This is a genomic window from Anabaena sp. UHCC 0187, assembly GCF_009712035.1.
Classification (GTDB): domain Bacteria; phylum Cyanobacteriota; class Cyanobacteriia; order Cyanobacteriales; family Nostocaceae; genus Dolichospermum.
This window is the reverse complement of the sequence record NZ_VILB01000012.1, coordinates 1-25,300: the sequence shown is the minus strand read 5'-3', so window position 1 is coordinate 25,300 and position 25,300 is coordinate 1. Positions and strand designations below refer to the sequence as shown.

General features: G+C 39.3%; 23 protein-coding genes. 20 read left to right on the top strand and 3 right to left on the bottom strand.

The genetic code is table 11. The features are described 5' to 3' along the window. Nucleotides 1-133 precede the first annotated feature (133 nt). Together clpS and FJR11_RS12870 are read left to right on the top strand one after the other, a co-directional pair. Entirely contained in the window at nt 134-457 is a 324-nt protein-coding gene (clpS, locus tag FJR11_RS12875) for an ATP-dependent Clp protease adapter ClpS (RefSeq protein ID WP_168504267.1), read from the top strand. A gap of 5 nt (nt 458-462) precedes the next feature. Further along, the gene (locus tag FJR11_RS12870) at nt 463-780 is read left to right on the top strand and encodes a DUF2103 domain-containing protein (protein ID WP_168504265.1); all 318 of its coding nucleotides are present in this window, start codon (nt 463-465) and stop codon (nt 778-780) included. A gap of 59 nt (nt 781-839) precedes the next feature. Here FJR11_RS12870 and FJR11_RS12865 read toward each other — a convergent pair whose 3' ends face one another. After that, nucleotides 840-1,160 carry a hypothetical protein gene (locus tag FJR11_RS12865; RefSeq protein WP_168504263.1) on the bottom strand — a complete coding sequence of 107 codons (321 nt, stop codon included), beginning with the start codon at nt 1,158-1,160 and terminating at the stop codon, nt 840-842. A 342-nt stretch (nt 1,161-1,502) separates the two neighbouring features. Between FJR11_RS12865 and FJR11_RS12860 the strand changes: the two genes are divergently transcribed. The 10 genes from FJR11_RS12860 to FJR11_RS12815 all read left to right on the top strand — a co-directional run bounded on the left by FJR11_RS12860 (nt 1,503) and on the right by FJR11_RS12815 (nt 15,144). Continuing rightward, entirely contained in the window at nt 1,503-3,359 is a 1,857-nt protein-coding gene (locus tag FJR11_RS12860; protein ID WP_168504261.1) for a GMC family oxidoreductase, read from the top strand. 66 nt (nt 3,360-3,425) lie between these two features. Beyond that, entirely contained in the window at nt 3,426-4,538 is a 1,113-nt protein-coding gene (locus FJR11_RS12855) for a ferritin-like protein (protein ID WP_168504260.1), read from the top strand. A gap of 67 nt (nt 4,539-4,605) precedes the next feature. Next, nucleotides 4,606-5,094 carry a hypothetical protein gene (locus FJR11_RS12850; RefSeq protein WP_371417525.1) on the top strand — a complete coding sequence of 163 codons (489 nt, stop codon included), beginning with the start codon at nt 4,606-4,608 and terminating at the stop codon, nt 5,092-5,094. Between the two features lie 44 nt (nt 5,095-5,138). Further along, nucleotides 5,139-5,819, top strand: coding sequence for a pentapeptide repeat-containing protein (locus tag FJR11_RS12845; protein ID WP_168504258.1), 681 nt, complete (start codon nt 5,139-5,141; stop codon nt 5,817-5,819). Nucleotides 5,820-6,085: 266 nt separating this feature from the next. After that, nucleotides 6,086-7,201: a myo-inosose-2 dehydratase gene (gene iolE / locus FJR11_RS12840; protein WP_217358231.1), complete on the top strand. Its 1,116-nt coding sequence runs from the start codon at nt 6,086-6,088 to the stop codon at nt 7,199-7,201. Between the two features lie 123 nt (nt 7,202-7,324). Continuing rightward, nucleotides 7,325-7,717 (top strand): SgcJ/EcaC family oxidoreductase, encoded by a 393-nt coding sequence (locus FJR11_RS12835; protein ID WP_168504256.1) that lies wholly within the window; start codon nt 7,325-7,327, stop codon nt 7,715-7,717. Nucleotides 7,718-7,791: 74 nt separating this feature from the next. Next, complete coding sequence (locus tag FJR11_RS12830; RefSeq protein ID WP_168504254.1) at nt 7,792-8,817, top strand: sugar phosphate isomerase/epimerase family protein; 1,026 nt, start codon at nt 7,792-7,794, stop codon at nt 8,815-8,817. Between the two features lie 59 nt (nt 8,818-8,876). After that, a complete protein-coding gene (locus FJR11_RS12825; protein ID WP_168504252.1) occupies nt 8,877-10,823 on the top strand; it encodes a galactose oxidase early set domain-containing protein in 1,947 nt (648 codons plus the stop codon). Between the two features lie 28 nt (nt 10,824-10,851). Next, entirely contained in the window at nt 10,852-12,285 is a 1,434-nt protein-coding gene (locus FJR11_RS12820) for a Dyp-type peroxidase (protein WP_168504251.1), read from the top strand. Nucleotides 12,286-12,348: 63 nt separating this feature from the next. Beyond that, entirely contained in the window at nt 12,349-15,144 is a 2,796-nt protein-coding gene (locus tag FJR11_RS12815) for a glucosidase (RefSeq protein WP_168504249.1), read from the top strand. Nucleotides 15,145-15,238: 94 nt separating this feature from the next. Here the strand turns inward: FJR11_RS12815 and FJR11_RS12810 are convergent, their stop codons facing one another. Then, nucleotides 15,239-15,718, bottom strand: a complete 480-nt coding sequence (locus tag FJR11_RS12810; RefSeq protein WP_168504247.1) for a molybdenum cofactor biosynthesis protein MoaE — start codon at nt 15,716-15,718, stop codon at nt 15,239-15,241. A 190-nt stretch (nt 15,719-15,908) separates the two neighbouring features. Here FJR11_RS12810 and FJR11_RS12805 point away from each other — a divergent pair, with 190 nt between their 5' ends. The 8 genes from FJR11_RS12805 to FJR11_RS12770 all read left to right on the top strand — a co-directional run bounded on the left by FJR11_RS12805 (nt 15,909) and on the right by FJR11_RS12770 (nt 24,445). Further along, the gene (locus FJR11_RS12805; RefSeq protein ID WP_168504245.1) at nt 15,909-16,949 is read left to right on the top strand and encodes a DMT family transporter; all 1,041 of its coding nucleotides are present in this window, start codon (nt 15,909-15,911) and stop codon (nt 16,947-16,949) included. Nucleotides 16,950-16,982: 33 nt separating this feature from the next. After that, on the top strand, nt 16,983-18,065 hold the full coding sequence (locus tag FJR11_RS12800; RefSeq protein ID WP_168504243.1) for a peptidoglycan-binding protein: 1,083 nt from the start codon (nt 16,983-16,985) through the stop codon (nt 18,063-18,065). A gap of 36 nt (nt 18,066-18,101) precedes the next feature. Then, complete coding sequence (locus tag FJR11_RS12795; protein WP_168504241.1) at nt 18,102-19,001, top strand: LD-carboxypeptidase; 900 nt, start codon at nt 18,102-18,104, stop codon at nt 18,999-19,001. Nucleotides 19,002-19,131: 130 nt separating this feature from the next. Beyond that, nucleotides 19,132-19,932 (top strand): FkbM family methyltransferase, encoded by an 801-nt coding sequence (locus tag FJR11_RS12790; RefSeq protein ID WP_168504239.1) that lies wholly within the window; start codon nt 19,132-19,134, stop codon nt 19,930-19,932. A 52-nt stretch (nt 19,933-19,984) separates the two neighbouring features. Next, entirely contained in the window at nt 19,985-21,262 is a 1,278-nt protein-coding gene (locus tag FJR11_RS12785) for a glycosyltransferase (RefSeq protein ID WP_168504237.1), read from the top strand. A gap of 38 nt (nt 21,263-21,300) precedes the next feature. Beyond that, nucleotides 21,301-22,407: a methyltransferase domain-containing protein gene (locus FJR11_RS12780; protein WP_168504235.1), complete on the top strand. Its 1,107-nt coding sequence runs from the start codon at nt 21,301-21,303 to the stop codon at nt 22,405-22,407. Between the two features lie 46 nt (nt 22,408-22,453). After that, nucleotides 22,454-23,116, top strand: a complete 663-nt coding sequence (locus FJR11_RS12775; RefSeq protein WP_168504233.1) for a glycosyltransferase family A protein — start codon at nt 22,454-22,456, stop codon at nt 23,114-23,116. A gap of 9 nt (nt 23,117-23,125) precedes the next feature. Further along, nucleotides 23,126-24,445 (top strand): ABC transporter substrate-binding protein, encoded by a 1,320-nt coding sequence (locus tag FJR11_RS12770; RefSeq protein WP_168504231.1) that lies wholly within the window; start codon nt 23,126-23,128, stop codon nt 24,443-24,445. Here FJR11_RS12770 and FJR11_RS12765 read toward each other — a convergent pair. Continuing rightward, on the bottom strand, nt 24,442-25,146 hold the full coding sequence (locus FJR11_RS12765; protein WP_168504229.1) for a bifunctional 2-polyprenyl-6-hydroxyphenol methylase/3-demethylubiquinol 3-O-methyltransferase UbiG: 705 nt from the start codon (nt 25,144-25,146) through the stop codon (nt 24,442-24,444). The genes FJR11_RS12770 and FJR11_RS12765 overlap by 4 nt on opposite strands. Between the last annotated feature and the right edge of the window lie 154 nt (nt 25,147-25,300).

The window sequence follows — 25,300 nt, the reverse complement described above, 5'->3', positions numbered from 1 at the left end:
TCTGCATAATCAATGTCAATTAATATTTTTACACATTATCGGCTTGTCCTTGACTACTAACCTAGTCGGCAATGGATTAAACTAGTTATTTGTAATGTGAGTTTGTACAACGTTGTTTTTGGCTCATTTTTCTATGGTAACAAGAATTGCAGATGTGTACAGTATGGCCTCAGCACCAACTGTGACACCTGACCGAGTTAATCAAGTGACTCGGAAAACCTATCCTAATTACAAGGTGATTGTATTGAATGATGATTTCAATACTTTTCAGCACGTAGCTGAGTGTTTAATGAAGTATATTCCGGGAATGTCGGGGGATCTCGCTTGGGATCTTACTAATCAAGTCCACCATGAAGGACAAGCAATTGTCTGGACAGGACCCCAAGAACAAGCGGAATTATACCACCAACAACTCCGTCGGGCTGGGTTGACAATGGCTCCTCTGGAAGCAGCCTAATCATTATGTCTAAACCCACCGATGGTAGACTTGTTTGGAATCACTCTACCCATATTCCCGGTCTAATTCCTATTTTAGAACGTTTGTGTCGAGAGGATGGTATTGGGACGGTGACACCTGCGGTTATTGGTAGAGCTAGAGGTCATGCACCAAAAATGCAGTTGCGTGTGTCTGTACCCATTCGCGGTGGTTATAAAATCATTGCCCGTCAAGGTAAGACTGTGCAAGAAGTTTTTATCCTGACAACTTTACTCCAGGATGAACTCGAAGGTGCGATTCCTACGGAGCGCTTCGCTATCGCTATTGCTATGAGAATTGCCTAAATTATGAATTTACAAATAGCAAGGTTGGATCTGAATTCAGTTCTAACCTTGACTTTTGATTATTCTTCAATTTTATGAACTGCAAATTTATGTAACGGTAAACTGAGAATACAAGAAAATGTTAAGAAATATGACAAAGCTGTCGTAATTCTCAAAGTTACAATCACAGCTTCGCAATCCAATAAAAATAATTTTTCTATCCCAAAAGCAAGGCAATACACTAACCAGTAAGCAAAGCTCATTGTTAAGAGACTTTGTTCTGTTTCTTGAAAATCATCTATAGCTTGATTGTGATCCTTCAGTAACCATAGACCAACTATACAAGCGACGGAGGAAATAGCAACTACAAACTCATGGCAACATAAATTTACCGTAGGCATTTGTCCTTGTCTCCATTTTCAATATTTTGATATTCCTATGGAAACCTAGTCTAAAGGAATATGCCAGAGAGTTGTCCAAAATAGTTACAAAGCGCAATTCCTCAACAACTTTCTTCACATACCTTTAGTTTTTTCTGTTAACCTACTTAATACTTTAAATATTTTTGTTGCCCCTTCAAGTTTTGATTTCACTCCACCTATCTCCGCTTAATAGAACAGTATATACTTATTGTAAGTAAATATTAAGTAAGTATTGACTAATATATTCAGTGACTGATAAATTACTTACGCGTAAGTCCCTGACACCATTGGATAAATTAAATACGTGCTAAGGAGTAATCTATGAGCCAAAGTCGGACTAAAGTAACATTCGTCAATTGTGAGACTGTTTCTCAAACCTTATACGATGTAGTCATAGTCGGAGCGGGAGTAGCTGGAGCCATTGTTGCCAAACAACTCAGTGAACAGGGCAAGCGAGTTCTAATTCTGGAAGCGGGAACTGGTCATGGTTTAACCCTTGAGGGCTTTCAAAGTCACGTTGATACCTTTTATGGTGCAGTAGACAAAAACGCCAACTCCCCTTATCCCGTAAACCGTAATGCCCTTAGCCCTACTGATGGAGCTAATCATTATTTTGAAGAAAAAGGACCATTACCTCTTAGCGGTTCTTATACAAGGGTATTGGGTGGAACTACCATGCACTGGGAAGGGAAAACCATCCGAATGTTACCCGAAGATTTTGAGTTACAAACTAAATATGGAAAAGGTCTTGACTGGCCGATTAAGTATGAAGAACTGATGCCTTACTACCGCCAAGCGGAGTATGAAATGGGGGTTTCTGGAGACGTAGAAGGACAAAAAAGTCTAGGTGTCCCCTTTAAAGATGGCTATGTCTTCCCTATGCTTGAGCTTCCTCCTTCTTACTTGGATAAAAAAGTTACCGAGGGACTGAATGGAGCTACCGTCGAACTTGAAGGCGAGACTATTAAATTAGAACTCAGTACATTTCCCCAGGGTCGCAATAGTATCCCTAATCCTGATTATAACGAGTATGGGCATAAAGCTGATATTCGCTTCGTTCCTGATGGAGTTGCTAGTGTTAAGCCTGTGGAGTATGGGGAACGCTGCCAAGGTAACGCGAACTGTGTTCCTATCTGTCCAGTGCAAGCAAAGTATGATGCCCGCAAAACCTTAAATACCATAGCTTTTCCTGATCGAGTAGACCTACTTGCCCAGGCTGTAGCCTATAAGGTAGAAGTTAATCCCGATAACGGTCGTGTTACCGCTATTCACTACAAGCACTATCAAGATAAGAACTCTCCTGATCATACCGTTGGTATAGCTCAAGGTACTTTATTTGTCCTAGCTGCCCATGCAGTCGAAAATGCCAAACTGATGCTTGCTTCCGATTTGAAGAGTAGCAATGATTTGATGGGACGCAACCTCATGGATCATCCTTTTCTCTTAGCTTGGGCTTTGATGCCGGAAGTAACTGGCACAATGCGAGGCCCCTTAGTGACATCAGGAATTGGGACTTTCCGTAAAGGTAAGTTTCGTCACAACCAATGCACATTTGCTATGGATATCCATAATGATGGTTGGGGATGGTCAGGAACAGGTGCTACTGACGTGGTAAGAGATGCTGTAGAAAAGGGGAATCTGTATGGTTCTGAACTACGTCAAGAACTGATTAGCAAGATATCACGGCAGTTACTATTAGCCTTCATGTGCGAATTACCCGCCGATTCCAACAACCGAGTCACCATTGATCCTCGATATACAGATCAATTGGGTAATTATCGTCCCGTCATTCATTTTGACCTACCCGATTATTGCAAAAAAACCTTTGCTTACGCCCGAAATCTCTCCAAGACCATTTTCAATCATTTAGGTGCGGAAGATCATACCCACTACGATGACACAGACCCTGCCTATTTTGAGTATGAGGGTGAAGGCTACTGGTTTCGAGGAGGAAATCACTTTTCAGGAACTCACGTCATGGGAACGACTAAATACAACTCAGTTGTGGATAAATATATGCGTTCTTGGGATCATCAGAATCTCTATATGGTTGGTGCAGGAAGTATGCCCTCCATTGGTAGTTCCAATACTACATTGAGTATCGCCGCTCTAACTTTCATGGCTGCTGAAGAGATGCTTCGGGATTTAGATATTGCGTCTAAGCCGGCAAATCTTTAGGATTGGAAACAACAAAGCGCACTGAATTATACAACTTTTTGAAAATATTATCAGCAGAGGTATTTGATGATTGATAGTTTAGAGTTGATTACAACGGTTGAAGACCTGCATTACTATCTCATCCAGGGCTTGATGATAGAACACGCGACTCTTCCCCCTTATCTGACTGCCCTTTATTCCCTGAAGCCAGGCTCAAATCTGGAAGCTTTCCACTTTATTCGCACCGTCGCTGTAGAGGAAATGCTTCATCTGACTCTAGTAGCCAATGTGTTTAATGCGGTGGGAGGAAATATTCAAGGAGTTTTGACCAATCCTGACTTTGTTCCCACATACCCGACTCACTTACCCACAGGAGCAGAAGACTTTGAAGTTAATGTCGGCAAGTTTTCCAAAGAAACAGTAGAGACATTTTGCAAGATTGAACGTTCTCATCATGTAGGTGAAAATAAAGCATTAGTAGAGTCTCGCACTAAACAAACAAGAAGACACAGTTTTTTAAAACTTGCTGGTAAAAAGGATAACTTAAGCTACGACACCATTGGATTATTCTATACAGAGGTGATTAGAGGCTTAAAGGCACTTGATAGGAAGTATAAGAATGAAGGTAAGAATCTCTTTATTGGTGATCCCAAAAAGCAAATTACCCCTGAATATTACTATGATGGTGCGGGAGATATCGTCAAGGTGACGGATCTTAACTCTGCTATCAAAGCATTGTATATAATTCAAACCCAAGGTGAAGGGTCTGGAAGTACAACGATCTATGATTCTGAAAAAGAACTTTCTCATTACTATCGTTTCCAGCAACTTCTGAAGGGTCGCTACTATGTGATAGACAAGGAAGATCCAACGAACTCAGATGATCCTAATCAGCCTACAGGTGAAACCTTTACTGTAGATTGGGACGCTGTTTATCCCGTGATGGATAATCTGACGCTGAGTAAACTCAGAAGTTATTGTGACGCAGATTCAGAATTATATGCTCACGCACTAGAGTTCCAGCAAGCTTACAGCAGATTCCTTGCAGAGATTGAGCATTCCTTTAATGGTTATCCTGAGCAGTTGCTTCCTGCGGTGGGAAGTATGTTCCGACTCAAGGAATTGGCTACTAGTCTGATTCGTAACCCTATTCCGGGACTGAATGGAGTTAATGCAGGTCCAATTTATAAGTTTGAGTAAATAGCAAAAGTTGAAACTCAAAAACCTAGAAATAAGAACCTAGAAATTTTGTGGAGGTAAATAACTAGTGAGTATTAAGACACCTGAATTCATGGGGTATTTCCTGGATTTTTCGGCAGAGGTTACAGGATTTTCTCGGTTTGATCTGGAAGGAACTGGACAAACTGAACTTTACTTTGACACCGTTCTGAAGATGGTTGGTGAAGACATATTTGGGGAATTGCTAACAATCTTTCATGATCTAGATAAGAGAGCAAAAAAGAAATATGACCCCGTAATTTTAAGCGAGGGACTACGCTCTCAAATTCTAGACTCTTCAAAACGTGGACCTGTTGCTCGCAACATCATTAAACTATGGTACACGGCTAATTGGTATGAACTTCCCGACGCATGGGAGGCCTGGTATGGTGCAGGTAAAGAAAATAGCCATTTTATTCCCAGTCCTCAATCCTATCCCGAAGGACTTGTCTGGCGGGCTGTTGGGGTTAATCCTCCTGGCGCGAAAGCACCTGGTTATGGGACTTGGAGTGAGCCTCCTTCAGTTAGTTTGAGTTAATGACAATTTGATGATCTGGTGAACAATTTTAATGGAGATACAAGATGAATATTAAACTTTGGTTTCGGGGACTTTCTGCTTTTGTCCTGACAATTGTTCTGAGTGTAACGCTGTTTAGTTTACCTGCTAATGCCTTCGTTGCTAGTAGTCCCCGTGTTGCTCTTACTCATTTACTGGAGACAAACGAGTGTAATAGCTGTAATCTTTCGGGAATGGATTTATCCGGTAAAGATTTGTATGGTAGCGCACTCATTGGAGCAAATCTCACAGGGGCTAATTTGTCGAACAGTTTACTGAATGAAGCTAAGCTAGATGACGCTATTCTCACAGGAGCGAATCTATCGGGTTCCAGCCTTTTAGGAATCAGGTTAAACAGAGCCAATTTAACTAACGCCAATCTCACAAATGCCCAATTGGCTAATGCAGAGATGGCAGGGGTAAACTTGTCGGGGGCTAATCTCACAGAGGCTAATCTAGAATATGCGATCGCCTCTGGTGCAGATTTGTCCAATGCGATCGCCAAAGAAGCAAATTTCACCAACGCATTTTTATCTACCTCTACGTTAGATGGTGCAGATTTTTCTGATGCTGTCCTGAGAAATGTCAGATTATCAAAAGCTACTCTGACACAGACTAAATTCATTGATGCTGATTTGTTTCGTGCCAGAATGCCTAATGACACAATATATAACGGAAGTGTCGGTCAGTTTGGGGCTATTCAATAGGCTCATATTTAACATATCGTCAGCAAAGAGATAGTTACAAAACTCCCTCTGGTATAGCAATCCTATTTGATGAGCTAACAAATGGAGCGTAAATAATTCAGATTTTGAGTATGCTCACCTGAGTAAATTACTGATCCTATTTGTTCACTATTCAAAGTCTACAAATCAAATAGGATTGCTATAAACCACTGCAACATGAGACAAAAGTGGTTCGCTCCTAAATAAAACAAATCAAATTGTTGAAAGTAAAAAACTCAAGGATTCTCATGACACCAAGCTCCGAAAAAATCAAACAACAAGTACAGATTCTTGCGAATTTTCCCAGCGGAATAAAATCCCTGAATCAACAAATCAGTCGTTTATTGATTTCCCTATTGATTGTGATTCTCATGGGAATCACTACCACACTTCCTGCCAATGCTGAAGTCAGAAGTGGTGCTAAAACCCCTATTTTCAACCCTGAAGAAGTCCGTTTAGGTATTACCCCTACAGGTTGGAGCAACAGTGATGATCTCACAATGGATCTCAATCCTCCCATCTCCTACAAACAGATTATCAGTGAAATTTCCCTAGCAGGGTTTAAAGGTCTTCAAGGCGCTCCTAAATTTCCCAAAGACATCGCTACATTAAAAAAAGACCTAGAAGTTCGGGGTTTAACAATTTCTGAACCCTGGGTTGGGACTTTCTTCACCATCGGAGCGAAAGAAGATAGCCAAAAAATATTCGAGGATCAGATGGCGTTCATGAAGAATTTTGAGAGTAAAGCAATTGTCGTTGCCGAACTCGGAGGGGCTGTCCATCAACAACCCATTGAACCTTTAAATAATCGTCCCCAGTTTACTGATGAACAATGGAAACTCTTGATTGATGGCTTAAATTCTCTGGGAGATCAAGCCTTTGCCAATGGCATGATCTTGTCTTACCATCCCCACGTCGGCACCGGAGTAGAAACCCCCGCAGATATTGATCGTCTCATGACAGGAACAAAGGATCACAATGTGAACCTACTACTTGATACTGGACATCTTTACTATTCAGGTGTTACCCAAGATGGAATTTTGGATCTGATTAGCACCTATGGTAGCCGGATTAAGCACGTTCACCTCAAAAATATTCGTCAAAATATCTTGGACGAAGCAAAACAAAAGCAACTCAGCTTTTTAAGTGCAATTCGCTCTGGAGTTTTTACAGTTCCTGGGGATAAAAATGGCATCATTGACTTTAAGACCATTTTAAATAAACTAGCCGAAGTTAAGTATCAAGGCTGGTTAATGGTAGAAGCAGAACAAGATCCCAGCAATACCAAAATTAAGCCTTTACGTGAGCCTTTAGAATATGCTCTTCTAGCACGAGATTATCTCCGTAAGGTGACTGGGTTGTAATTTTTTATTTACTAAAAGTCGGAGATTTTATCTACAGACTTTTGGTAAATATTAAATAGTAAATTTTCATGCCCAATACGACCATTTCTGCACAACGCAATAACAATTCTTAGGAGTTTAGATATGTATTCTCGCGATAAAGATGAAATCAGAAAAGTGTTTGAAGAAACCTATGCCGAGAATGTGAGAACTAGAAATCTTGATGGTTATAGTGATATGTATACCGAAGATGCACTTTGGATGGCACCGGATGTAGATGATCGCTGTGGTAGGGCAGATATTGTAGAAGGATTTGCCCAAAGTATTGCAACCCAAGATATTGATCCAATTTTTACAGCAGATGAAATTGAAGTGATGGGTGATTTTGGTTATGTCATTGGTATCTCTATGGCAACTATTTATTCTCATGATGGTAGTCCTTCAAAACAAGTAAAATTTCGGGCTTTATGGCTAATGAAAAAAGATGCAGGTATTTGGAAAATTGACCGTCAAATCTGGAACAGAAAACCCTTATAATCTCTCCAGAGATATTAGGGAAAATATCGTACCGTAATTCAAATTTACTGAGATTCTTTTTGGAACATAATAAAATGAACAAATCATCATCTTTGCCTAATATTTACCTGAGCTTTTTCATGTTTACTACAGATTTAAAACCCGATAATTTAGAATATCGGAAAACTGTAGTAGCACATATAAAAGAACTGAAGAAATTTGGTTATACTGGCTTTGAATTTCCCATTGCTTTAACCAATCCTGCAAATTATTCCCAAGATTTGGCAAATTATCAAGATTTACGCCACTATCTTGATTGCGAGGGTTTAGCAGATATTAAAATATCCACCAATGTTGGAGCAACCAGAACTTTTGATCCTAGTTCTCCCTATCCAAAACAAAGACAAGAAGCCCTAGAATATCTGAAATCAAGAGTTGATATTACGGCGGCTTTAGGGGGTGAGATTATGATGGGGCCTATTGTCATTCCCTATGGTGTTTTTCCAACCACAGACTTTAATGATCCGATTTGGAGCGATCAAATACAGGATCATTTATCTGTGCGTTATCAAAATGCTCAACCGATTCTCAATGAATTGGGTAAATATGCTGAAGGAAAAAACGTCAAATTAGCAATTGAACCTATTACTCATTGGGAAACTCCTGGACCAAATAAGTTATCTCAATTAATTGACTTTCTCAAAGGTGTGGAAAGTAAACAAGTGGGGGTTGTAATTGATAGCGCCCACGAAATATTGGATGGAGATGGCCCAGAAAAGTTCCAAGAACAAGTTACCTATTTAGCCCAAGAAAACCGGCTACATTACATTCAAGTTTCACCCCCTGATCGTGGCGCACTTCATACCAGTTGGCTACCCTGGCAGCCCTTTCTCCAACCAGTTTTGGAAGTATACACCGGACCAATTGCTGTGGAAATTTTCAATGCTATTCCTGCGTTTGTCAACTCTCTGCGTCTGACTCGACGCAAGTTTTGGATACCAGGGGAAGATGAAGCTAATTGCTATCCTAGTGCCTACGATATTGCAAATGAAGCTATCAAAGTAACTAAACAGGAAATTCAAAAAATTCAAAAAATTCAACAAACTGTTCAGGATTACTAAATTTCCTTAGAGAAATAACGATTGACCACGACCATAAATTCTGACGCAGATACTTCATTATGAAGATAGTTCAACCATTACCCAAAGGCATCAAGATTGTCTCAGTTTTTTTGGTGTTTTTCCTGTCCTTATGCCTAACATTTTTAGGTTGGGATGTAGCTATAGCGGCCGGGACCCAAGAAACCATGGGAGCATGGACAACCATACCCATGCCACCGACAGAAGATCGGATGCAGTCTGTCCATACCATTGTGCTACCGAATGGCAAAGTTTTAATGGTCAATGGTAGTAGTTTTCGTAGCACCCTCATTGAAGAAGATGGACAATATAAGTTTAAAGAAGGTGTAGATCCGAAAAACTACAATGCCATCAATAATACAGGTTTACTTGACCCCGCAACAGGAAAATTTGAACGTATTCCCTCACCTCCAGCTTCACAAAATGGGACAACAAACGATCTCTTTTGTCTGGGTCATGTCCAGTTAGCCGATGGTAATGTCCTATTCATCGGGGGAACAGGACGTTATTACCCAGGTGGAGCTTTTACCGGCAGCAAGCAGATTAACCTGTATAAATGGCAAACAGGAGAATGGAAGGCTATTGGAGAGACAAAAGATGGACGTTGGTATCCAAGTTTAATTCCCCTAGCTAGTGGGAAAGTGGTGATTTTTTCGGGTTTAAAATGGGATAAACCCAACCAAATTAACCCCAGTATTGAAATTTATGATCCCAAAACGGAGAAACTTCAATACTTTGACCCCAGACTAATCGAAAACAGTCCCTTCAACACCAAAGTAGAAGGTGAGGACGTTTACGATAGCATTGACCTTTATCCCCGTGTTTTTCCTTTAAAAGATGGCAGATTACTGATTACAGGAGACGAAGCCGGTATTGCCGGAGTTTCAGTTCCCCATTTCAGTAAAAAAAGCTATTTAATGAGCATTCAGGAAGTAGATAATGGCAATATTTCCATTAGTTTTGAAGTAGGACCAGATCGCTTAGAAACCAACAAAGCCTACGGAACCGCTCTACAAGTCCCTAATTCCGAAGATGTCATTTTATTAGGTGGTATTATTGGTACGAACAGTATCAGTTTTGGCCGGGGTGGTAGTACAGCAGGATTTCCCAAAGAGGTCAGGATAGCCAGCAGTTTACAACATTGGATTCCACCAGAAAAAATTGGTAACAAGATTGGTAAATGGGAAATATTTGACCATTTCCTGGATAAACCCAGAGCTAACCTCCAAGCCGTCATTTTGCCCACCAAAGAAATTTTAGTGATTAATGGGGGACGATATCCCGAATATCAGCCAGTTTACGAACCCTTGCTCATGACCCCAGATGAAAAAGCAACAGCAGGTTATAGAACCAAGTCCTTAAACCGTGGCAAATTCCCCAGACTGTACCATAATGGGGCTGTTTTACTACCGGATGCCCGTGTATTAGTTGTGGGTGGAAATGCCAATCGAGCCGCACTCAAAAAAGACGGTACAGTGCGTGTGGATGTTCTTGGCGATCCGCAAACATTTTTTACCTTTGCCAAGCTGCAAAATCAATCAGGAAAACCTGAAGAATTTGATATTGACACCTTTTACAAAGATCCGCAACATTATTACGCCGAAGGAGATTCTGAACCCTTTGTGCCGGCGGAAATTTGGCAAGGAGAAATTTTCAGTCCTCCCTATCTCTTTAAATCAGGCGATCGCCCTCAAATCAATCAAGCTCCTGACACTCTTGAATATGGACAACCAGGCACAATTAGGGTAGAAAATGGCACTAAAAACCCATCGCTGGTACTTGCCAAGCTGGGGTCCGTTACCCATTCCTTTGATTATGGACAACGGTTAGTAGAGTTGCCCATCGAAGTTTCAGATGATAGTTCATTAGTGGAATTTACAGCACCTAATAACGCAAATCTCTATCCTCCTGGATACTACATGATGTTTTATCTTAATGACGTAGGCAAACCTGCCAAAGCCAAAATTATCAAACTTCAAGCTGGATAAAAAACAGTCATCAAAAAGGTAGAATTTTGTGGCATTAACAGAAGAAGACTTAAAAAATGTTCCAGAAACTGGAATTGATCCAGAAAATGCGGGCAAGTATCAAGGACTCCTGGAAGACTTACAAGGAAATATTTTAAAAGGACATGGACGAGATTACAGTGTGCATCTCTTTTTAGAATGGAAATCGGAAAAAGTTGCGGAAGCTAAGAACTGGATACAAACCTTTGCTAACTGTTATGTAACATCAGCTAAACAACAAGCAGATGAGGCTTTACGCTACCGGCAAGAAGGCATTACTGGGAAGGTTTTTGCTAACTTTTTACTAACTCGTCATGGTTATGAAGCTTTAGGATTTAAGCCTTTTCAAGTTCCGAAAGATCAGCCCTTTACCATGGGGATGAAAAATGAGCAAATCAGACAAGATTTTTTAAAAGATCCGGAGGTTAAAGACTGGGAAGCCGGATTTCAAAAAGAGATCCATGCTTTACTATTAATTGCTGACGATAACTTGATCAATTTATTGCAAACCGTCAATCAGGTTTCTCAAAGTCTGCGTCAAGTTGCTGTAATTATTCATCGAGAAGATGGCTTTATTCTTAGAAATAAAGCCGGACAAATAATTGAACATTTTGGGTTTGTTGATGGGGTAAGTCAGCCTTTATTTATCAAACGAGATATTGTGGGAGCGCAAACCAACGATTGCAATTTCAGTCAATGGGATCCCAGAGCTTCTTTAGATATCATTCTCGTTAAAGATTATAATGGGAAAACTGAGGATAGTTATGGTAGCTATTTAGTTTACCGAAAGCTCGAACAAAATGTTAAAGCATTTCATGAAGATCAACAACAACTTGCTAAAACTTTAAACATCAAAAATGATTTGGCAGGGGCTTTAGTTATGGGTCGTTTTGCGGATGGAACTCCCGTTACTAAGTCAGATATTCCTACCTATGCTGTCACCCCAACTAATAACTTTAATTATGATGAGGATGTAGCAGCTACAAAATGTCCATTTCATGCCCATATTCGCAAAACAAACCCACGTGGTGATACAGGACGAGTTGAATCTGCTCCTGAATTTGATGAAGCTTTAAGGATAGAGAGAAATCATCGAATTGCCCGACGGGCAGTTAGTTATGGAGAACATGATCCCACTGCAAAACCGACAGAGGGTTCAGGATTATTGTTTCTTTGTTTCCAAGCAGATATTGAAAACCAATTCAATTTTATGCAATCGAGATGGGCAAATCCTGATCGTTTTGTTGACGTTGGAGTAGGACTTGATCCGGTAATTGGTCAGCCCGGAAGACCAAAAGATGATCCAAGAAACGTCATATCAAAATGGCCAACAAAATGGGGTGAAAAGGAAACTAAGGAGTATCATTTTGAGCTATGGGTGAAAATGAAAGGTGGAGAATATTTCTTCGCTCCTAGTATTAGTTTTCTGACGAGTTTAGATTAGAGATTTCTCTAGCGAATTAAGACCATGATTGCCAACAGTTCATTTATGAAATCGTAAAAAGCCATGATCAAAATTCAAGACACAGCCGAAAGAAAAAGACTGGTTGAAGATAGCAACCGGGAGAAACACTGGAAACAGTGGGGTCCTTATTTAAGCGATCGCCAATGGGGAACAGTGCGAGAAGATTATAGTGCTGATGGTAACGCTTGGGACTATTTTTCCCATGATCAATCTCGTTCCCGTACCTATCGCTGGGGTGAGGATGGGATTATGGGGATTTCTGATAATCACCAACGTCTTTGTTTTGCGATCGCTCTCTGGAATGGAAAAGATGCCATCCTCAAAGAAAGGCTATTTGGATTAACCAATAGTGAGGGAAATCACGGGGAAGATGTCAAAGAGTATTACTTTTATTTGGATAGTACCCCCACCCACTCTTACATGAAAGGGCTGTACAAATATCCCCATAATGCCTTTCCCTATGAACAATTGATCAAAGAAAATGGTCGCCGCAAAGCCCAAGATGCTCGCGCATTTGAATTTGAGTTGATGGATACAGGGATATTTGACGATAACCGCTATTTTGATGTTTTCGTCGAATATGCCAAAAATTCTCCCGAAGATATCTTGATTCAAATCACGGTTGTTAATCATGGTCCAGAAGCTAAAGAGTTGCATCTAGCACCGACTCTTTGGTTTCGTAACACTTGGTCTTGGGGAGCCACAGAGGAAGGTAAACCCTCCCTGGAAAGCGTTAACTCTAGTGGAGATTTTAAGGTAGTTAAAGCTGAATTTACCGACTTGAAATCAGCGCAACCGGAGGTCAAGAAATGGCTTTATTGCCAAACCCCCAATGCCATGCTGTATACGGAAAACGAAACCAATAAAGAAAAGTTTGGATGGGGAAAAAATACCTCTTACGTCAAAGATGGCATTAACGATTATATTGTTAATGGTCAAACTGGTGCAGTAAATCCTCATCAACAAGGAACCAAAGTTTCACCCCATTATCGCTTAAATTTTGCCCCAGGGGAAACCAAAATCGTCCGACTCCGCCTCAGTGATATTGACGATTTAGCAACACCCTTTGGTAATGAATTTGGGTCAGTATTTGAACAACGCAAAAATGAGGCGGATCAATTCTATCAAGCAGTCACCCCCAGCGAAGAATTACCAGTTGAAATGCGTAACGTCCAACGACAAGCCTTTGCAGGGATGTTATGGAGTAAGCAATTTTTCCACTATGTTGTGCAAGATTGGATCAATGGAGACCCAGGCGCACCACCACCAGCGCAACGCAAAAACTCTGGTAGAAACAGTGAGTGGACTCACCTGTTTAACGAAGATATCATCTCCATGCCTGACAAATGGGAATATCCTTGGTTTGCTGCTTGGGACTTGGCATTTCACACCATCCCTCTAGCCTTAATTGACCCAGAATTTGCGAAAAAGCAATTATATCTCTTCACCAGAGAATGGTTTATGCACCCTAACGGTCAAATACCAGCCTATGAGTGGAACTTTAGTGACGTAAATCCTCCAGTTCATGCCTGGGCAGCTTGGCGGGTTTATAAAATAGAAGAGAAAATGTATGGCAATGCAGATGCAGGATTCCTCGAACAACTATTTCAGAAATTGTCTCTCTACTTTACTTGGTGGATAAATCGTAAAGATGTAGATGGAAACAATCTGTTTGGAGGCGGTTTCCTGGGTCTAGATAATATTGGGGTTTTTGATCGCAGTAATTTGAAAATTGCTGGTGCTAGTATTGAGCAATCAGATGGTACTAGTTGGATGGGAATGTTTTGTCTTAACTTGTTGAAGATGGCAACAGAGTTAGCTAAAAGCCATACAAATTCAACAGTTTATGACGATATGGCCTCCAAATACTTCCAGCATTTTTTGTTGATTGCCGAAGCTCTGAACAAACTGGGAGGAAATGAAGTTGATGTTTGGGATGATAAAGATGGCTTTTTCTATGACATTTTGAAACTTCCTGCTAATGTCATAGACGGAGGAAATGATCCCTTTTCTTTCTCGATGAAAGTCCGTTCTATGGTAGGACTTATTCCTCTATTTGCAGTGGAAGCAATCGATCAAGAAACATTAGACAAATATTTGTCTTCTGACTTCAGAAAAAGGGCTGATTGGTTTTTAAAGCATCGTCAGGACTTGACAAAAAACGAGAACATTTACTTTGATAAAACAGATAGTAATTTGATGGGAGGAGGGTTAGCTTTATCCCTAGTCAACCCTGAAAGACTCAAATTAATTCTCAAAAGAATGCTCGATGAATCTGAATTTTTAGGACCTTATGGCATTCGAGCTTTATCTAAATCCCACGAGCCACCCCATCCTTATCTCTTGCCTTTTAAAATCAGAATGGAAGATGGTAGTTTCGAGCAACCTTTAGTAGAATACGAGCCAGGAGAATCGAGATTTGGTCTATTTGGTGGCAATTCCAATTGGCGTGGTCCGGTTTGGATGCCTGTGAATTTCTTGATTATTGAATCACTCCAAAAATTTCATCGTTATTTAGGAGATGATTTCAAAGTAGAATATCCTACTGGTTCAGGAAAGATGATGAATCTCTGGGAAGTGTCTACAGAACTTTCTCAAAGATTGATTAATATTTTCTTGCCAAAAACAGAAGGTCAATGTGAGCGACCTGTTTATGGAGGAACTAAAAAGTTTCAAGATGACCCCAACTGGAATAATTACATTCTCTTCTATGAATATTTTCATGGGGATAACGGTGCGGGAATTGGAGCTAGTCATCAAACAGGTTGGACAGGAGTAGTAGCAAAACTAATCCAACAACATGGAGCTTATACTGCCCAAGGAAAAAGCCCTGAGTAGGAACGAACAGCGTAACTGCTTCAGCTTTGACTCAAACCACATAGATAGAGGTTGCTAAAAAATGGGGTGGAGGTTCTCAAACTTCTGCCCCTATTTAATGGTTACAGTTTTTAATAGATACCCAACTAGACTCTGCTATTTGAGAACCATCTTCACCTAGCAAGCTATAGTGTTCCTTTTTCCAAATAGGTGCGTTATGTTTGAGTGTATCAATAGCATACTCACAAGCGGCAAAAGCCTCACCACGATGGGGACAACCTACAGCCACAACCACACTAATTTCCCCAACCGACAATCTCCCAACTCGGTGATATATCACTACCCGACTCACATCAGTCCATTGATGTCGAATATCATGGGCAATTTGATAAAATACCTGTAAAGCCATCGGTTCATAAGCTTGATACTCTAACGCTACCACAGGCTTACCATCGGTTTGATTACGAACCATACCACTCATTACCACCACCGCACCATTAGCAGGATTATCTGCTTTACTGTAGATTTCTTCCACAGATAATGGTGCTAATGTAATCCCAAAACTATCTTCAATTCTTGGTTTAGTTGTAATCATTCACTATATCCTCCTAACACCTATTTTATGTGAATCCGTGCAGAATCATCCATTTTTATCTGCGTTTATCCGCGTTCATCTGCGTTTGATTACTCCAAATATCTTGTATAACCGTAAATTCCATTCACCAGGACTGTAAAATCAGGTAAAATAACTTTTCCATCTATTCACTAAAAACCACAATCATCCCATGCAAGTGCAACTCAGTGGATCTAAAAATCCCCTCGCGTATCTACTATTAATTGCTCCTTTTTTCCTTTGGGGTACAGCAATGGTAGCCATGAAAGGTGTAATTCCCCACACCACACCCCTATTTATGGCTGGATTCAGATTAATACCTGCGGGGGTGTTAATTCTCATGGTGGCTGCATTTATGGGTAAACCCCAACCTAAAAGTTGGTTAGCATGGTTGTGGATTGTGATATTTGCCTTAGTTGATGGCACGTTATTTCAAGGGTTTTTAGCAGAAGGTTTAGTCAGAACCAATGCCGGCTTAGGTTCGGTAATGATAGACTCCCAACCTTTAGCAGTAGCTTTACTTTCCCTCTGGCTATTTCAAGAACATATTGGATTATGGGGATGGTTGGGGTTAGGTTTGGGAATCACAGGGATTAGTCTGATTGGTTTACCCCAACAGTGGATTTTCCATATTTTTGAATCAGGAATGACAATCTCTACAGATAATTGGCAACAGTTATTTAATAGTGGTGAGTGGTTAATGTTACTGGCAGCTTTATCAATGGCTGTAGGGACTGTGATGATTCGGTTTGTCTGCCGATACGTAGATCCAGTCATGGCTACAGGATGGCACATGATTATTGGTGGCTTACCTTTGTGGGGAATTTCTTCAGTATTAGAATCCCAACAGTGGCAAAATCTTGTACTATCAGATTGGATAGCCTTAAGTTATGCTACTGTTTTTGGCAGTGCGATCGCCTATGGATTATTTTTCTACTTTGCTTCTAGTGGAAATCTTACCAGTTTAAGTTCTCTGACTTTTCTTACACCCATTTTCGCCTTAATATTTGGTTATATTTTTCTCTCAGAAGTCCTCACAACTATCCAATGGTTAGGAGTTTTTCTGACTTTAATCAGTATTTATTTAATTAACCAGCGGGAACACATTGGAGGCACAAATCAGACAACTACGATTACTGAAACAAATACCACAGAACAACCATTAGTTTTAGAAGTATCTGCCGCTTTCAAGAAACCAGAAATTCACAAATAACGCCTAAAAAAAAGTCACCTAGAGATGAGGAAAATGAGGGATAACTACAAATTACCCATTACCCATTCCATCCTAATATTAACATCTTGTATTTGTCTGAGTTCATACCCTAGTCGCACCATTGCGGCAACAACTAACCCAGCACCTATACCACCAACCATTCTCACTCCGGGTATTAAACATCCAGAAGTTCAAGTTATCCAAGTGCAACTGAAAGCATTAGGTTACTACAATGGTTTAATAGATGGAGAATACAACGGCAGCACCCAAAAAGCTGTAACTCGGTTTCAGCAAGAAAAAGGGTTGAGAAGAGTAGATGGCATTGCTGATTGGGCTACGAGACAGGATCTCAAAGATGTTTTAATAGAGAAAATTAACTGCAACAGTTCTCCTACTACTAGTGACACAAAAAACATCCAGTCACAACCTCAAGCAGAGTATACCTTATGGTTAAGACTCATCAGTTTAGGAATTTTAGGAAGTCTCTGTCTATTTTATTATTTTATCCAGAAGTTAGGGGATACAAAACCAGTTCTAGAATCTGAAAATTTGGAAAAACCACTTTTAAGTGCATCTAGTCAAAATAATCCAAAATTCTTTTTAAACCCTGCACAAACACTTCCCCCATTACAGTCCCTAAATTCTCCAGAATTATTATTACATCAACAAAACTCTGTCCTGCCTACAATCACTCTCTTTGATAAATTCATGGAAGAATTACAGAGTGATGATACGACAAAACGACGGAAAGCCATTTGGAATATAGGTCAAAAAGGTGACTCGCGGGCAGTTCAACCCCTAGTAGAATTGTTGATGAATGCAGATTCTCAACAAAATGGGTTAATTTTGTCAGCTTTGGCAGAAATCGGCATTCGCACACTCAAACCGATGAACCGGGCTTTGGCTATATCTATCCAAAGTGAAAATCCCCAGGTTCGTCAAAATGCTATTCGTGATTTAGTCCGGCTTTATGACATGATGGCACAGATGAGTCAAATTTTACGCCATGCTTTAGAAGATACAGACCCGGAAGTACAAGCCACCGCTAGGTATGCTTTAAATCAAATCAACCGCTTGCGGGTTGTTCCAGACCAACAGAGATTAACGGAAAATTAACCGTAAAATGATGACCATTACTTACACTTTCTGCTGATGTCACTCCCTCTCTTACCCCTACCCCTCAAACCTGGTGATTTACTCCGCGTCATTGCCCCTAGTGGTGCATTACGAGAATTTGAGGCGTTTAATCAAGGTGTGGAAATTTGGCGATCGCACGGCTACCGCATCGAAATCAGCGATAATATAGATAATAGACATGGTTATCTGGCTGGTACAGATGCCCACCGTCGTCAACAATTAGCCACAGCATGGCAAGATCCTGAATGTCAGGGTATTCTCTGCGCGAGAGGTGGTTTTGGTAGTACCCGGATTTTAGAAGATTGGAGTTGGCAAGAAAATACAATTACACCAAAATGGTTAATCGGTTTTTCTGACATCACAGCCCTGCTTTGGAGTCTCTACAACGTCGGTATTTCCGGTGTTCATGGTCCCGTGATCACCACCCTCTCCAGTGAGCCAGAATGGTCAATCGAGAGGCTATTTGACATCGTAGAAGGTCGTCCCCTTGCACCTTTAAAGGGTTGCGGTTGGGGTGGTGGTACAACTACAGGAATTTTACTTCCTGGTAATCTGACGGTGGCAACCCATCTGTTAGGAACACCGATTTTACCCGACCTTGATGGTGTAATATTGGCATTGGAAGATGTCACAGAAACACCTTATCGGATAGATAGGATGTTAACTCAGTGGCGTTCTAGCGGGGCTTTATCTAAAGTTTGTGGCATTGCTTTGGGAGGGTTTACCAAGTGTGAAGCCCCACCTAGTGTACCAAGTTTTACTGTAGAGGAAGTTTTGCGCGATCGCTTATCAGATTTAGGTATTCCCATAGTTTCTGATCTCCCCTTTGGTCATGATAGCCCTAATGCTGCTTTACCTGTAGGGATTATAGCAACTTTAGACGCACAAGCAGGGATATTAGAGATCAAAACATAAATTTATATAGAAAAATTGGCATGACTGTTAGAAATCAAAAATAACAAAACATCAGCCATAATGGTTTCTAAATCATGCAATAATAACTCCAGATGGAATTTTTGTTTATGCTCGTAAAAAATGATTATCTATGGATAAAAATTTAATAATTGATGTTGGTGTTCATTTGGGTGAAGACACTGAATACTATTTAAAAAAAGGTTTTCGAGTAGTGGGTATAGAAGCTGATCCTCAGCTTTATGAAACTACAAAAAAGCGACTACAATCTTATATAAATGATGGTCAACTGCAACTTCTTAATCTGGCCATAGCCCCACAAGATGGCGACATTACCTTTTATACTAATTTAGACATAAGTGTTTGGGGGACAATTTCTCAAGATTGGGTGAAGAGAAACGAGGTATTTGGGACAAAATCCCTAGGAATCACTGTAAAAGGTTCTAAATTTGAAACCATTTTGCAAGAATTTGGTATTCCCTACTATCTGAAAATAGATATAGAAGGTGCAGATATGTTGTGCGTAGAAGCATTACGGCACTTTGACAGTAAACCACAGTTTATATCCATAGAATCAGATAAAACTTCTTGGAGTAGCTTACTGGAAGAATTCAAGCTATTGGCAGAACTTGGTTATCAGAAATTTAAAGTTATTAACCAAGAGAAAATATCACAACAAATGTGTCCCTTTCCAGCACGAGAAGGCCAATACATTGAACATCAATTTGAATTTGGTTCTAGCGGACTTTTTGGAGAAGAAACAGCAGGAACTTGGCTTTCGGAAAGTGAAGCAATCAATCTCTATAAACGCATTTTTTGGTACTATAAAATATTTAGATTGAATGGGTTTATTTATGATATTCCTCTAGGTAAAAAGCTCTTAGAAGCACTCAATGTGATAGAACCGTGGTATGATACCCATGCCAGTCTGTGAAGATAGTACAAGTAAAAGAATAGTTTTAAATAATTAAATCAATGGAAAAAGTATGACACACTTCGGTACTATCTGCCCAGCTGCTACTGGACATTTAAACACAATGACTGCTTTAGGACGTGAACTCCAAAGGCGAGGGCATCGTGTTACAGTATTAGGTATGTCTGATGCAGAAGCAAATGCCAAAGCTGCTGGCTTAGAATTTCAACCTATTTCACCAGTTGATTTTCCCCTAGGCACAACAGCAAAATTTTATGAACAACTAGGCAAACTAACAGGTTTGGCAGCATTGCGTTACACAATTTCTTTATCTGAAAAAACAACAGATTTATTTTTGCGTGATGCCCCACAAGTGATTAAAGATGCGGGAATAGAAGCACTGATAATTGATGAATGTATATTCGGAGGAAGCACTGTTGCCGACTTACTAAATATTCCCTTTGTTACGGCTTCTTCCGCTTTAGTCAACGGTTTTAATGATACTATTCCGCCAGCTTTCACCACTTGGCAATATAAACCAGTTTTGTGGGCAAGATTACGTAATCGTGTTGGTTATGGGCTAATTTGTACTTTTGCTCAACCTATTTACAAGGTGATTTCAGCATATCGCCGGGAGTGTAATATGCCTCCTTGTGTGAATATTAACGATTTCTATTCTGTTTCTAAATTAGCAATTATTAGTCAACAACCAGCAGAGTTTGAGTACCCAAGAACTAATTTAGAAGGGATACTCCATTTTACTGGTCCCCACTTTGATGCAACAGTTAGAAAACCAATTGATTTTCCATTTGAAAAATTGAATGGACAACCCTTAATTTATGCTTCAATGGGGACATTACAAAATCGTCTCACCCATATTTTCTATAAAATTGCTGAAGCTTGTGTAGGTTTAGATGCACAATTAGTAATTGCCTTGGGAGGTGGATTAGAAACTCAAGCATTGCCAAATTTACCGGGAAATCCTATTGTTGTCAAATATGCACCACAATTAGAATTATTGCAAAAAGCTAGTCTGACTATTTGCCATGCTGGGACAAATACAGTGTTAGAATCTCTTTTTTATGGTGTACCTATGGTGACTATTCCTATTACTAATGACCACCCAGGAGTTGCTTCTCGTATTGCTTGGAGTGGTGTAGGACAATTTATTACTACTTCCCGGTTAACAACTAGGAGATTACGTCAAGCTATTCAAGAAGTCTTAACGCAACCATCTTATCAAGAAAATGCACTCAGACTAAAAACGGCTATTCAAAAGGCAGGAGGTGTTCCTCGTGCTGTGGATATTATTGAGGAGGTAATCTCAAATAATTTAAAATCCAAAAATTGACAAGTTATCAAAATTAATATCTACTAATCACAAACAAAATGACTAAACAATATATACCCAACGCCTTCTTGAAAATTGAAAATTCCCAAGTAAATGCTATCTTTGCTTGGAGTCAACGCTCACCAGAAATTATCCCTTATCAATCTTGGTTAACCATTTTAGAAATATTTGTTCATGAGCATGACATTGAATCAGCTTATCAAATATTTCAGCAAGTCAAATCTGCCGCAATTAACGAGCAAGTTACTACAGAAATAGAAAAATATCAACATTTAACCAATAACGCCATCATCTTTTTATCAGACAAAAGCCTCACGCTTTTTGGTAAAGGCTTTCGCAGCTTTATTGAAAAAGAAGACGAATATGAACTTGCACCACTAAGCCAAAATAATTACCAAGTATTGACACAATTTTTTGCAGAAAATAACCTTAAAAACGACTTAGAACAAATTAACAGTATTGACAGTTTTTGCCAATTAGTTATCTATCTAGAAAAAATTGGTTTATTATCAGTTGCTACCCATACTCTAAATTGGGGAGATTTGAAAAAAACTGTTCCTATCTGTCAAGCATTTGGTTTAACTAGGGGAAAACCAATTGATAGATATTATTTAAATAAATTTATAGCAGAAATTTATCCGCAAATTACTGGTAATATCTTAGAAATTGGGGGTATACCAAAAGATAAAGATTTTTATCAAGTTAACCCTGGTTCATCATATCAAATTATGAATCTAGAACCAGGTCTAGGAATAGATATAGTCGGTGATGCTCACGATGTATCTATGATTAAACCAGAATCATTTGATTCTATTATTACTTTTAATGTCCTAGAACATTGTTATGCACCTTGGCAAGTAGTAGAAAATATTTACACTTGGTTAAAACCAGGGGGAAAATGTTTTGCAATGGTTCCTAGTGCCGTCAGACTCCATGCTACACCAATGGACTATTGGCGGCCTTTACCCGATGCTCTGGCTTGGATGTTTAGAAATTTCTCCCAGAAAAAATTATATGTCTATGGTAATCCTATTAGTGTGATTGCTAGTTATCATGGCATAGCTACCGAAGAATTAACTACTGAAGAATTAGATGCTTTTCATCCAGATTATCCAGTAGCTACCTGTATTGCTGCTCAAAAATAATCACTTCAAATAATCACTTAAATCAGTTACAATTGCGGAATGTCTTATGAGTCCTATCACTTTTGATATCAGTCCAGAAATTAGCATTATTGTCTGTACATATAACCGCGCTCATTACTTAAATAAAGGCATTGATAGTGTCCTTAATCAAACTTTTACAAATTGGGAACTTTTAATAGTAGATGATGGTAGTAGTGATCATACTTTTGAAATTGTCAATTCCTATCTTGGAAAATACAATAATATCCGTTATTTAAAGCATCAAAATAAAAAACAATGTTATGCCAAAAATGCAGGAATACAGGCATCATTTGGTAGATATATCACATTGCTTGATAGTGACGACTCATATAAACCAAATCATTTAGAGTCACGATTAGAATATATGAAAGCTAATCCAGAAATTGACTTGATTCAAGGAGGATTTTTCAGCGAAGAAGAAATTTTAGTGGCAGATTATTATCAACCAGGTAAATTAATTAATTTAAAAAAATGTGTTTTGGGTCCTACATTTTTTGGCAAAAGAAAGGTATTTTTTGAATTACAGGGATTTAATCACATGACTTATGGAGAAGATACAGATTTATGGGAAAGGGCAGAAAAAATCTTCAAAATTCAAAAAATAAAAGAGCCGGAAACTTATGTTTATACAAGAGCAGAAACTAGCGTTAGTAAGAATTTTACTAATAATGTTTCTTCATCTAGCTAACTTTTTGACATGAATAATATCCTGTTGTCTTTATTACATTTCAAAAATTATTTGCGTCAGTTATTTGATTCTGCTTGGAGACTGACACTTTTAGGCATTGTCCTGAGTTTTTGCATTATATTTTTGTTTAGTTGTCAAGAAGCTACACATAAAGGCAATGGAGTAATTCATCTGACACTATGGCAATCAATTAATCCTCCCGTAAACCGGGATGTTTTTGAAAAACTGGTAGAAAAATTTAATCACAAACATAGTGATATTCAAGTAGAGTCTGTTTACGCAGAAGGATTACCAAAAATATTAACGGCTGTTGTTGGTAATTCTTCTCCAGATATTCTGTCATTTTATCCTCAACTCACGGGTCAGTTTGTAGAACTGAGTGCAATTGTTCCCTTAGAATCATGGTTTGACCAATTACCATTTAAAACTGAAGTTATTCCTAACACTTTGGAAGAATTAAGATTGGATGGTCATTTGTGGTCAATCCCGCTATATACGAGTAATATGGCTATTTTTTATCGCCCTACACTTTTTGAAGCTGCGGGAATCAAAGAACCGCCGAAAACTTGGGAAGAATTGCGCCAAGTTGCTAGGAAATTGACTATAGATAAGAACGGGGACGGGCGACCAGAACAGCATGGTATAATGTTGCCTTTAGGAAAGGGAGAATGGACTGTTTTTAGTTGGTTTCCCTTTTTATTAAGTGCTGGAGGTGAAGTAGTAACTAATGGACATCCAAATTTAACTAATGCTGGAGCTATTACTGCTTTAAAATTCTGGGAAGATTTAATTAAAGATGGTTCAGCTATTCTTTCTGCTCCAGAACGGGGTTATGAAGAAGATAATTTTCTTGCTGGCCGTGTAGCAATGCAAATAACTGGACCTTGGACATATATTACTAAATCTAAAGTTGATTATAAGTTATTTCCCATCCCTACTGGTGCTGAGAAGGCGACGGTCATTGGTAATGGAAATCTTTATGTAATGAAGACTAAGCCAGAAAGAGAGAAGGCAGCAATGAAGTTTTTAGAATTTGTTTTAAGTGAAGAATTTCAAACAGAATGGGCTGTAGATACTGGTTTTTTACCTGTTAATCTCAAGTCTGCTCAAAGTCCAGCTTATCAAAAATTACTCAATTCTAAACCTTGGTTAAAAGTTTTTGTGGAGCAAATACCTGTGTCTCATCCTCGACCAATTATTGCCGGATATAATCGTTTATCTGATAGTCTTGGTCGAGCAATTGAGTCCACATTATTAGGTAAATCTTCTGCCCAACAAGCTCTCAAAGCAGCTCAAGAGCGTTTGGAATTGATTTGGAAAAGTAATTAGTTACAAATTCCAGTTTTTTGTTCTAGCTGATAAAGCTTTGTTGATTCTTCGTAATAACCGGTAGCTGCTGCTGATTCTGAGGCAATTAGGCGAGTAATCACTTCGTTTAGTTGGGGAACTTGGGGGTGGTTAGCATGAACATAATCTAAAACATTGTAGCGATACCAAGGTGCAACAGTGGGATGATTGCGTAATTTCTCACGAATGCGATCGCTAATTACAAAGTTACATTCAGTAAATAATCTGTGCCAATAATCACGGGGGTGTAAATTAATATGTCCGTGTCCACCTTGGCTGGGAACGGCTGCGGAAAATACGACCACTGGGGCAACTTTAGTTAGCCAATTGATCACAGTCGGTGAACTTTCTGGTTGTAAGTGTTCGGCTACTTCTAAGGATATAGCTAGATCAAAATGTTTATCTTGAAAAAGGTTAGCGATCGCTGTAGCATCATTCAAATTGAGAGGATAAAATTCTACTGATAGTCCCGTAAAATCTGGTTGAGAATAACCATCAACAGATGTCATTTGTACGCCTAACTTTGCTAGTTCTCTACTAAGATGACCAGGACCACAACCAAATTCTACTACTGTTTTCGGATGATAAATCTCCACAATATGCAAAGCTAGAGCCTGGTAATCTGTATCAAAAATTATGCTCTGGAAATAATCTGAAGTGTAAGCAATCATGTCATTAGTCATTTGTTTTTATCCTACTTGTCTACTGATACAATAACCGAAAAATTGATATATTAAGAGTAAGTCTGGTAGCACTCAATAATACGGCTCCGACTGGTTAGTTATTTCTGCTGCTGCACTAAAGTTTTTATAAAAACCCCAAACAACAAAACCCCCA

What these genes read in the sequence shown, in the direction of transcription:
- clpS (WP_168504267.1), top strand. Translation starts at nt 134, where the DNA reads ATGGTAACAAGAATTGCAGATGTGTACAGTATGGCCTCAGCACCAACT.
- FJR11_RS12870 (WP_168504265.1), top strand. Translation starts at nt 463, where the DNA reads ATGTCTAAACCCACCGATGGTAGACTTGTTTGGAATCACTCTACCCAT.
- FJR11_RS12865 (WP_168504263.1), bottom strand. Translation starts at nt 1,160, where the DNA reads ATGCCTACGGTAAATTTATGTTGCCATGAGTTTGTAGTTGCTATTTCC.
- FJR11_RS12860 (WP_168504261.1), top strand. Translation starts at nt 1,503, where the DNA reads ATGAGCCAAAGTCGGACTAAAGTAACATTCGTCAATTGTGAGACTGTT.
- FJR11_RS12855 (WP_168504260.1), top strand. Translation starts at nt 3,426, where the DNA reads ATGATTGATAGTTTAGAGTTGATTACAACGGTTGAAGACCTGCATTAC.
- FJR11_RS12845 (WP_168504258.1), top strand. Translation starts at nt 5,139, where the DNA reads ATGAATATTAAACTTTGGTTTCGGGGACTTTCTGCTTTTGTCCTGACA.
- iolE (WP_217358231.1), top strand. Translation starts at nt 6,086, where the DNA reads ATGACACCAAGCTCCGAAAAAATCAAACAACAAGTACAGATTCTTGCG.
- FJR11_RS12835 (WP_168504256.1), top strand. Translation starts at nt 7,325, where the DNA reads ATGTATTCTCGCGATAAAGATGAAATCAGAAAAGTGTTTGAAGAAACC.
- FJR11_RS12830 (WP_168504254.1), top strand. Translation starts at nt 7,792, where the DNA reads ATGAACAAATCATCATCTTTGCCTAATATTTACCTGAGCTTTTTCATG.
- FJR11_RS12825 (WP_168504252.1), top strand. Translation starts at nt 8,877, where the DNA reads ATGAAGATAGTTCAACCATTACCCAAAGGCATCAAGATTGTCTCAGTT.
- FJR11_RS12815 (WP_168504249.1), top strand. Translation starts at nt 12,349, where the DNA reads ATGATCAAAATTCAAGACACAGCCGAAAGAAAAAGACTGGTTGAAGAT.
- FJR11_RS12810 (WP_168504247.1), bottom strand. Translation starts at nt 15,718, where the DNA reads ATGATTACAACTAAACCAAGAATTGAAGATAGTTTTGGGATTACATTA.
- FJR11_RS12805 (WP_168504245.1), top strand. Translation starts at nt 15,909, where the DNA reads ATGCAAGTGCAACTCAGTGGATCTAAAAATCCCCTCGCGTATCTACTA.
- FJR11_RS12800 (WP_168504243.1), top strand. Translation starts at nt 16,983, where the DNA reads ATGAGGGATAACTACAAATTACCCATTACCCATTCCATCCTAATATTA.
- FJR11_RS12795 (WP_168504241.1), top strand. Translation starts at nt 18,102, where the DNA reads ATGTCACTCCCTCTCTTACCCCTACCCCTCAAACCTGGTGATTTACTC.
- FJR11_RS12790 (WP_168504239.1), top strand. Translation starts at nt 19,132, where the DNA reads ATGGATAAAAATTTAATAATTGATGTTGGTGTTCATTTGGGTGAAGAC.
- FJR11_RS12785 (WP_168504237.1), top strand. Translation starts at nt 19,985, where the DNA reads ATGACACACTTCGGTACTATCTGCCCAGCTGCTACTGGACATTTAAAC.
- FJR11_RS12780 (WP_168504235.1), top strand. Translation starts at nt 21,301, where the DNA reads ATGACTAAACAATATATACCCAACGCCTTCTTGAAAATTGAAAATTCC.
- FJR11_RS12775 (WP_168504233.1), top strand. Translation starts at nt 22,454, where the DNA reads ATGAGTCCTATCACTTTTGATATCAGTCCAGAAATTAGCATTATTGTC.
- FJR11_RS12770 (WP_168504231.1), top strand. Translation starts at nt 23,126, where the DNA reads ATGAATAATATCCTGTTGTCTTTATTACATTTCAAAAATTATTTGCGT.
- FJR11_RS12765 (WP_168504229.1), bottom strand. Translation starts at nt 25,146, where the DNA reads ATGACTAATGACATGATTGCTTACACTTCAGATTATTTCCAGAGCATA.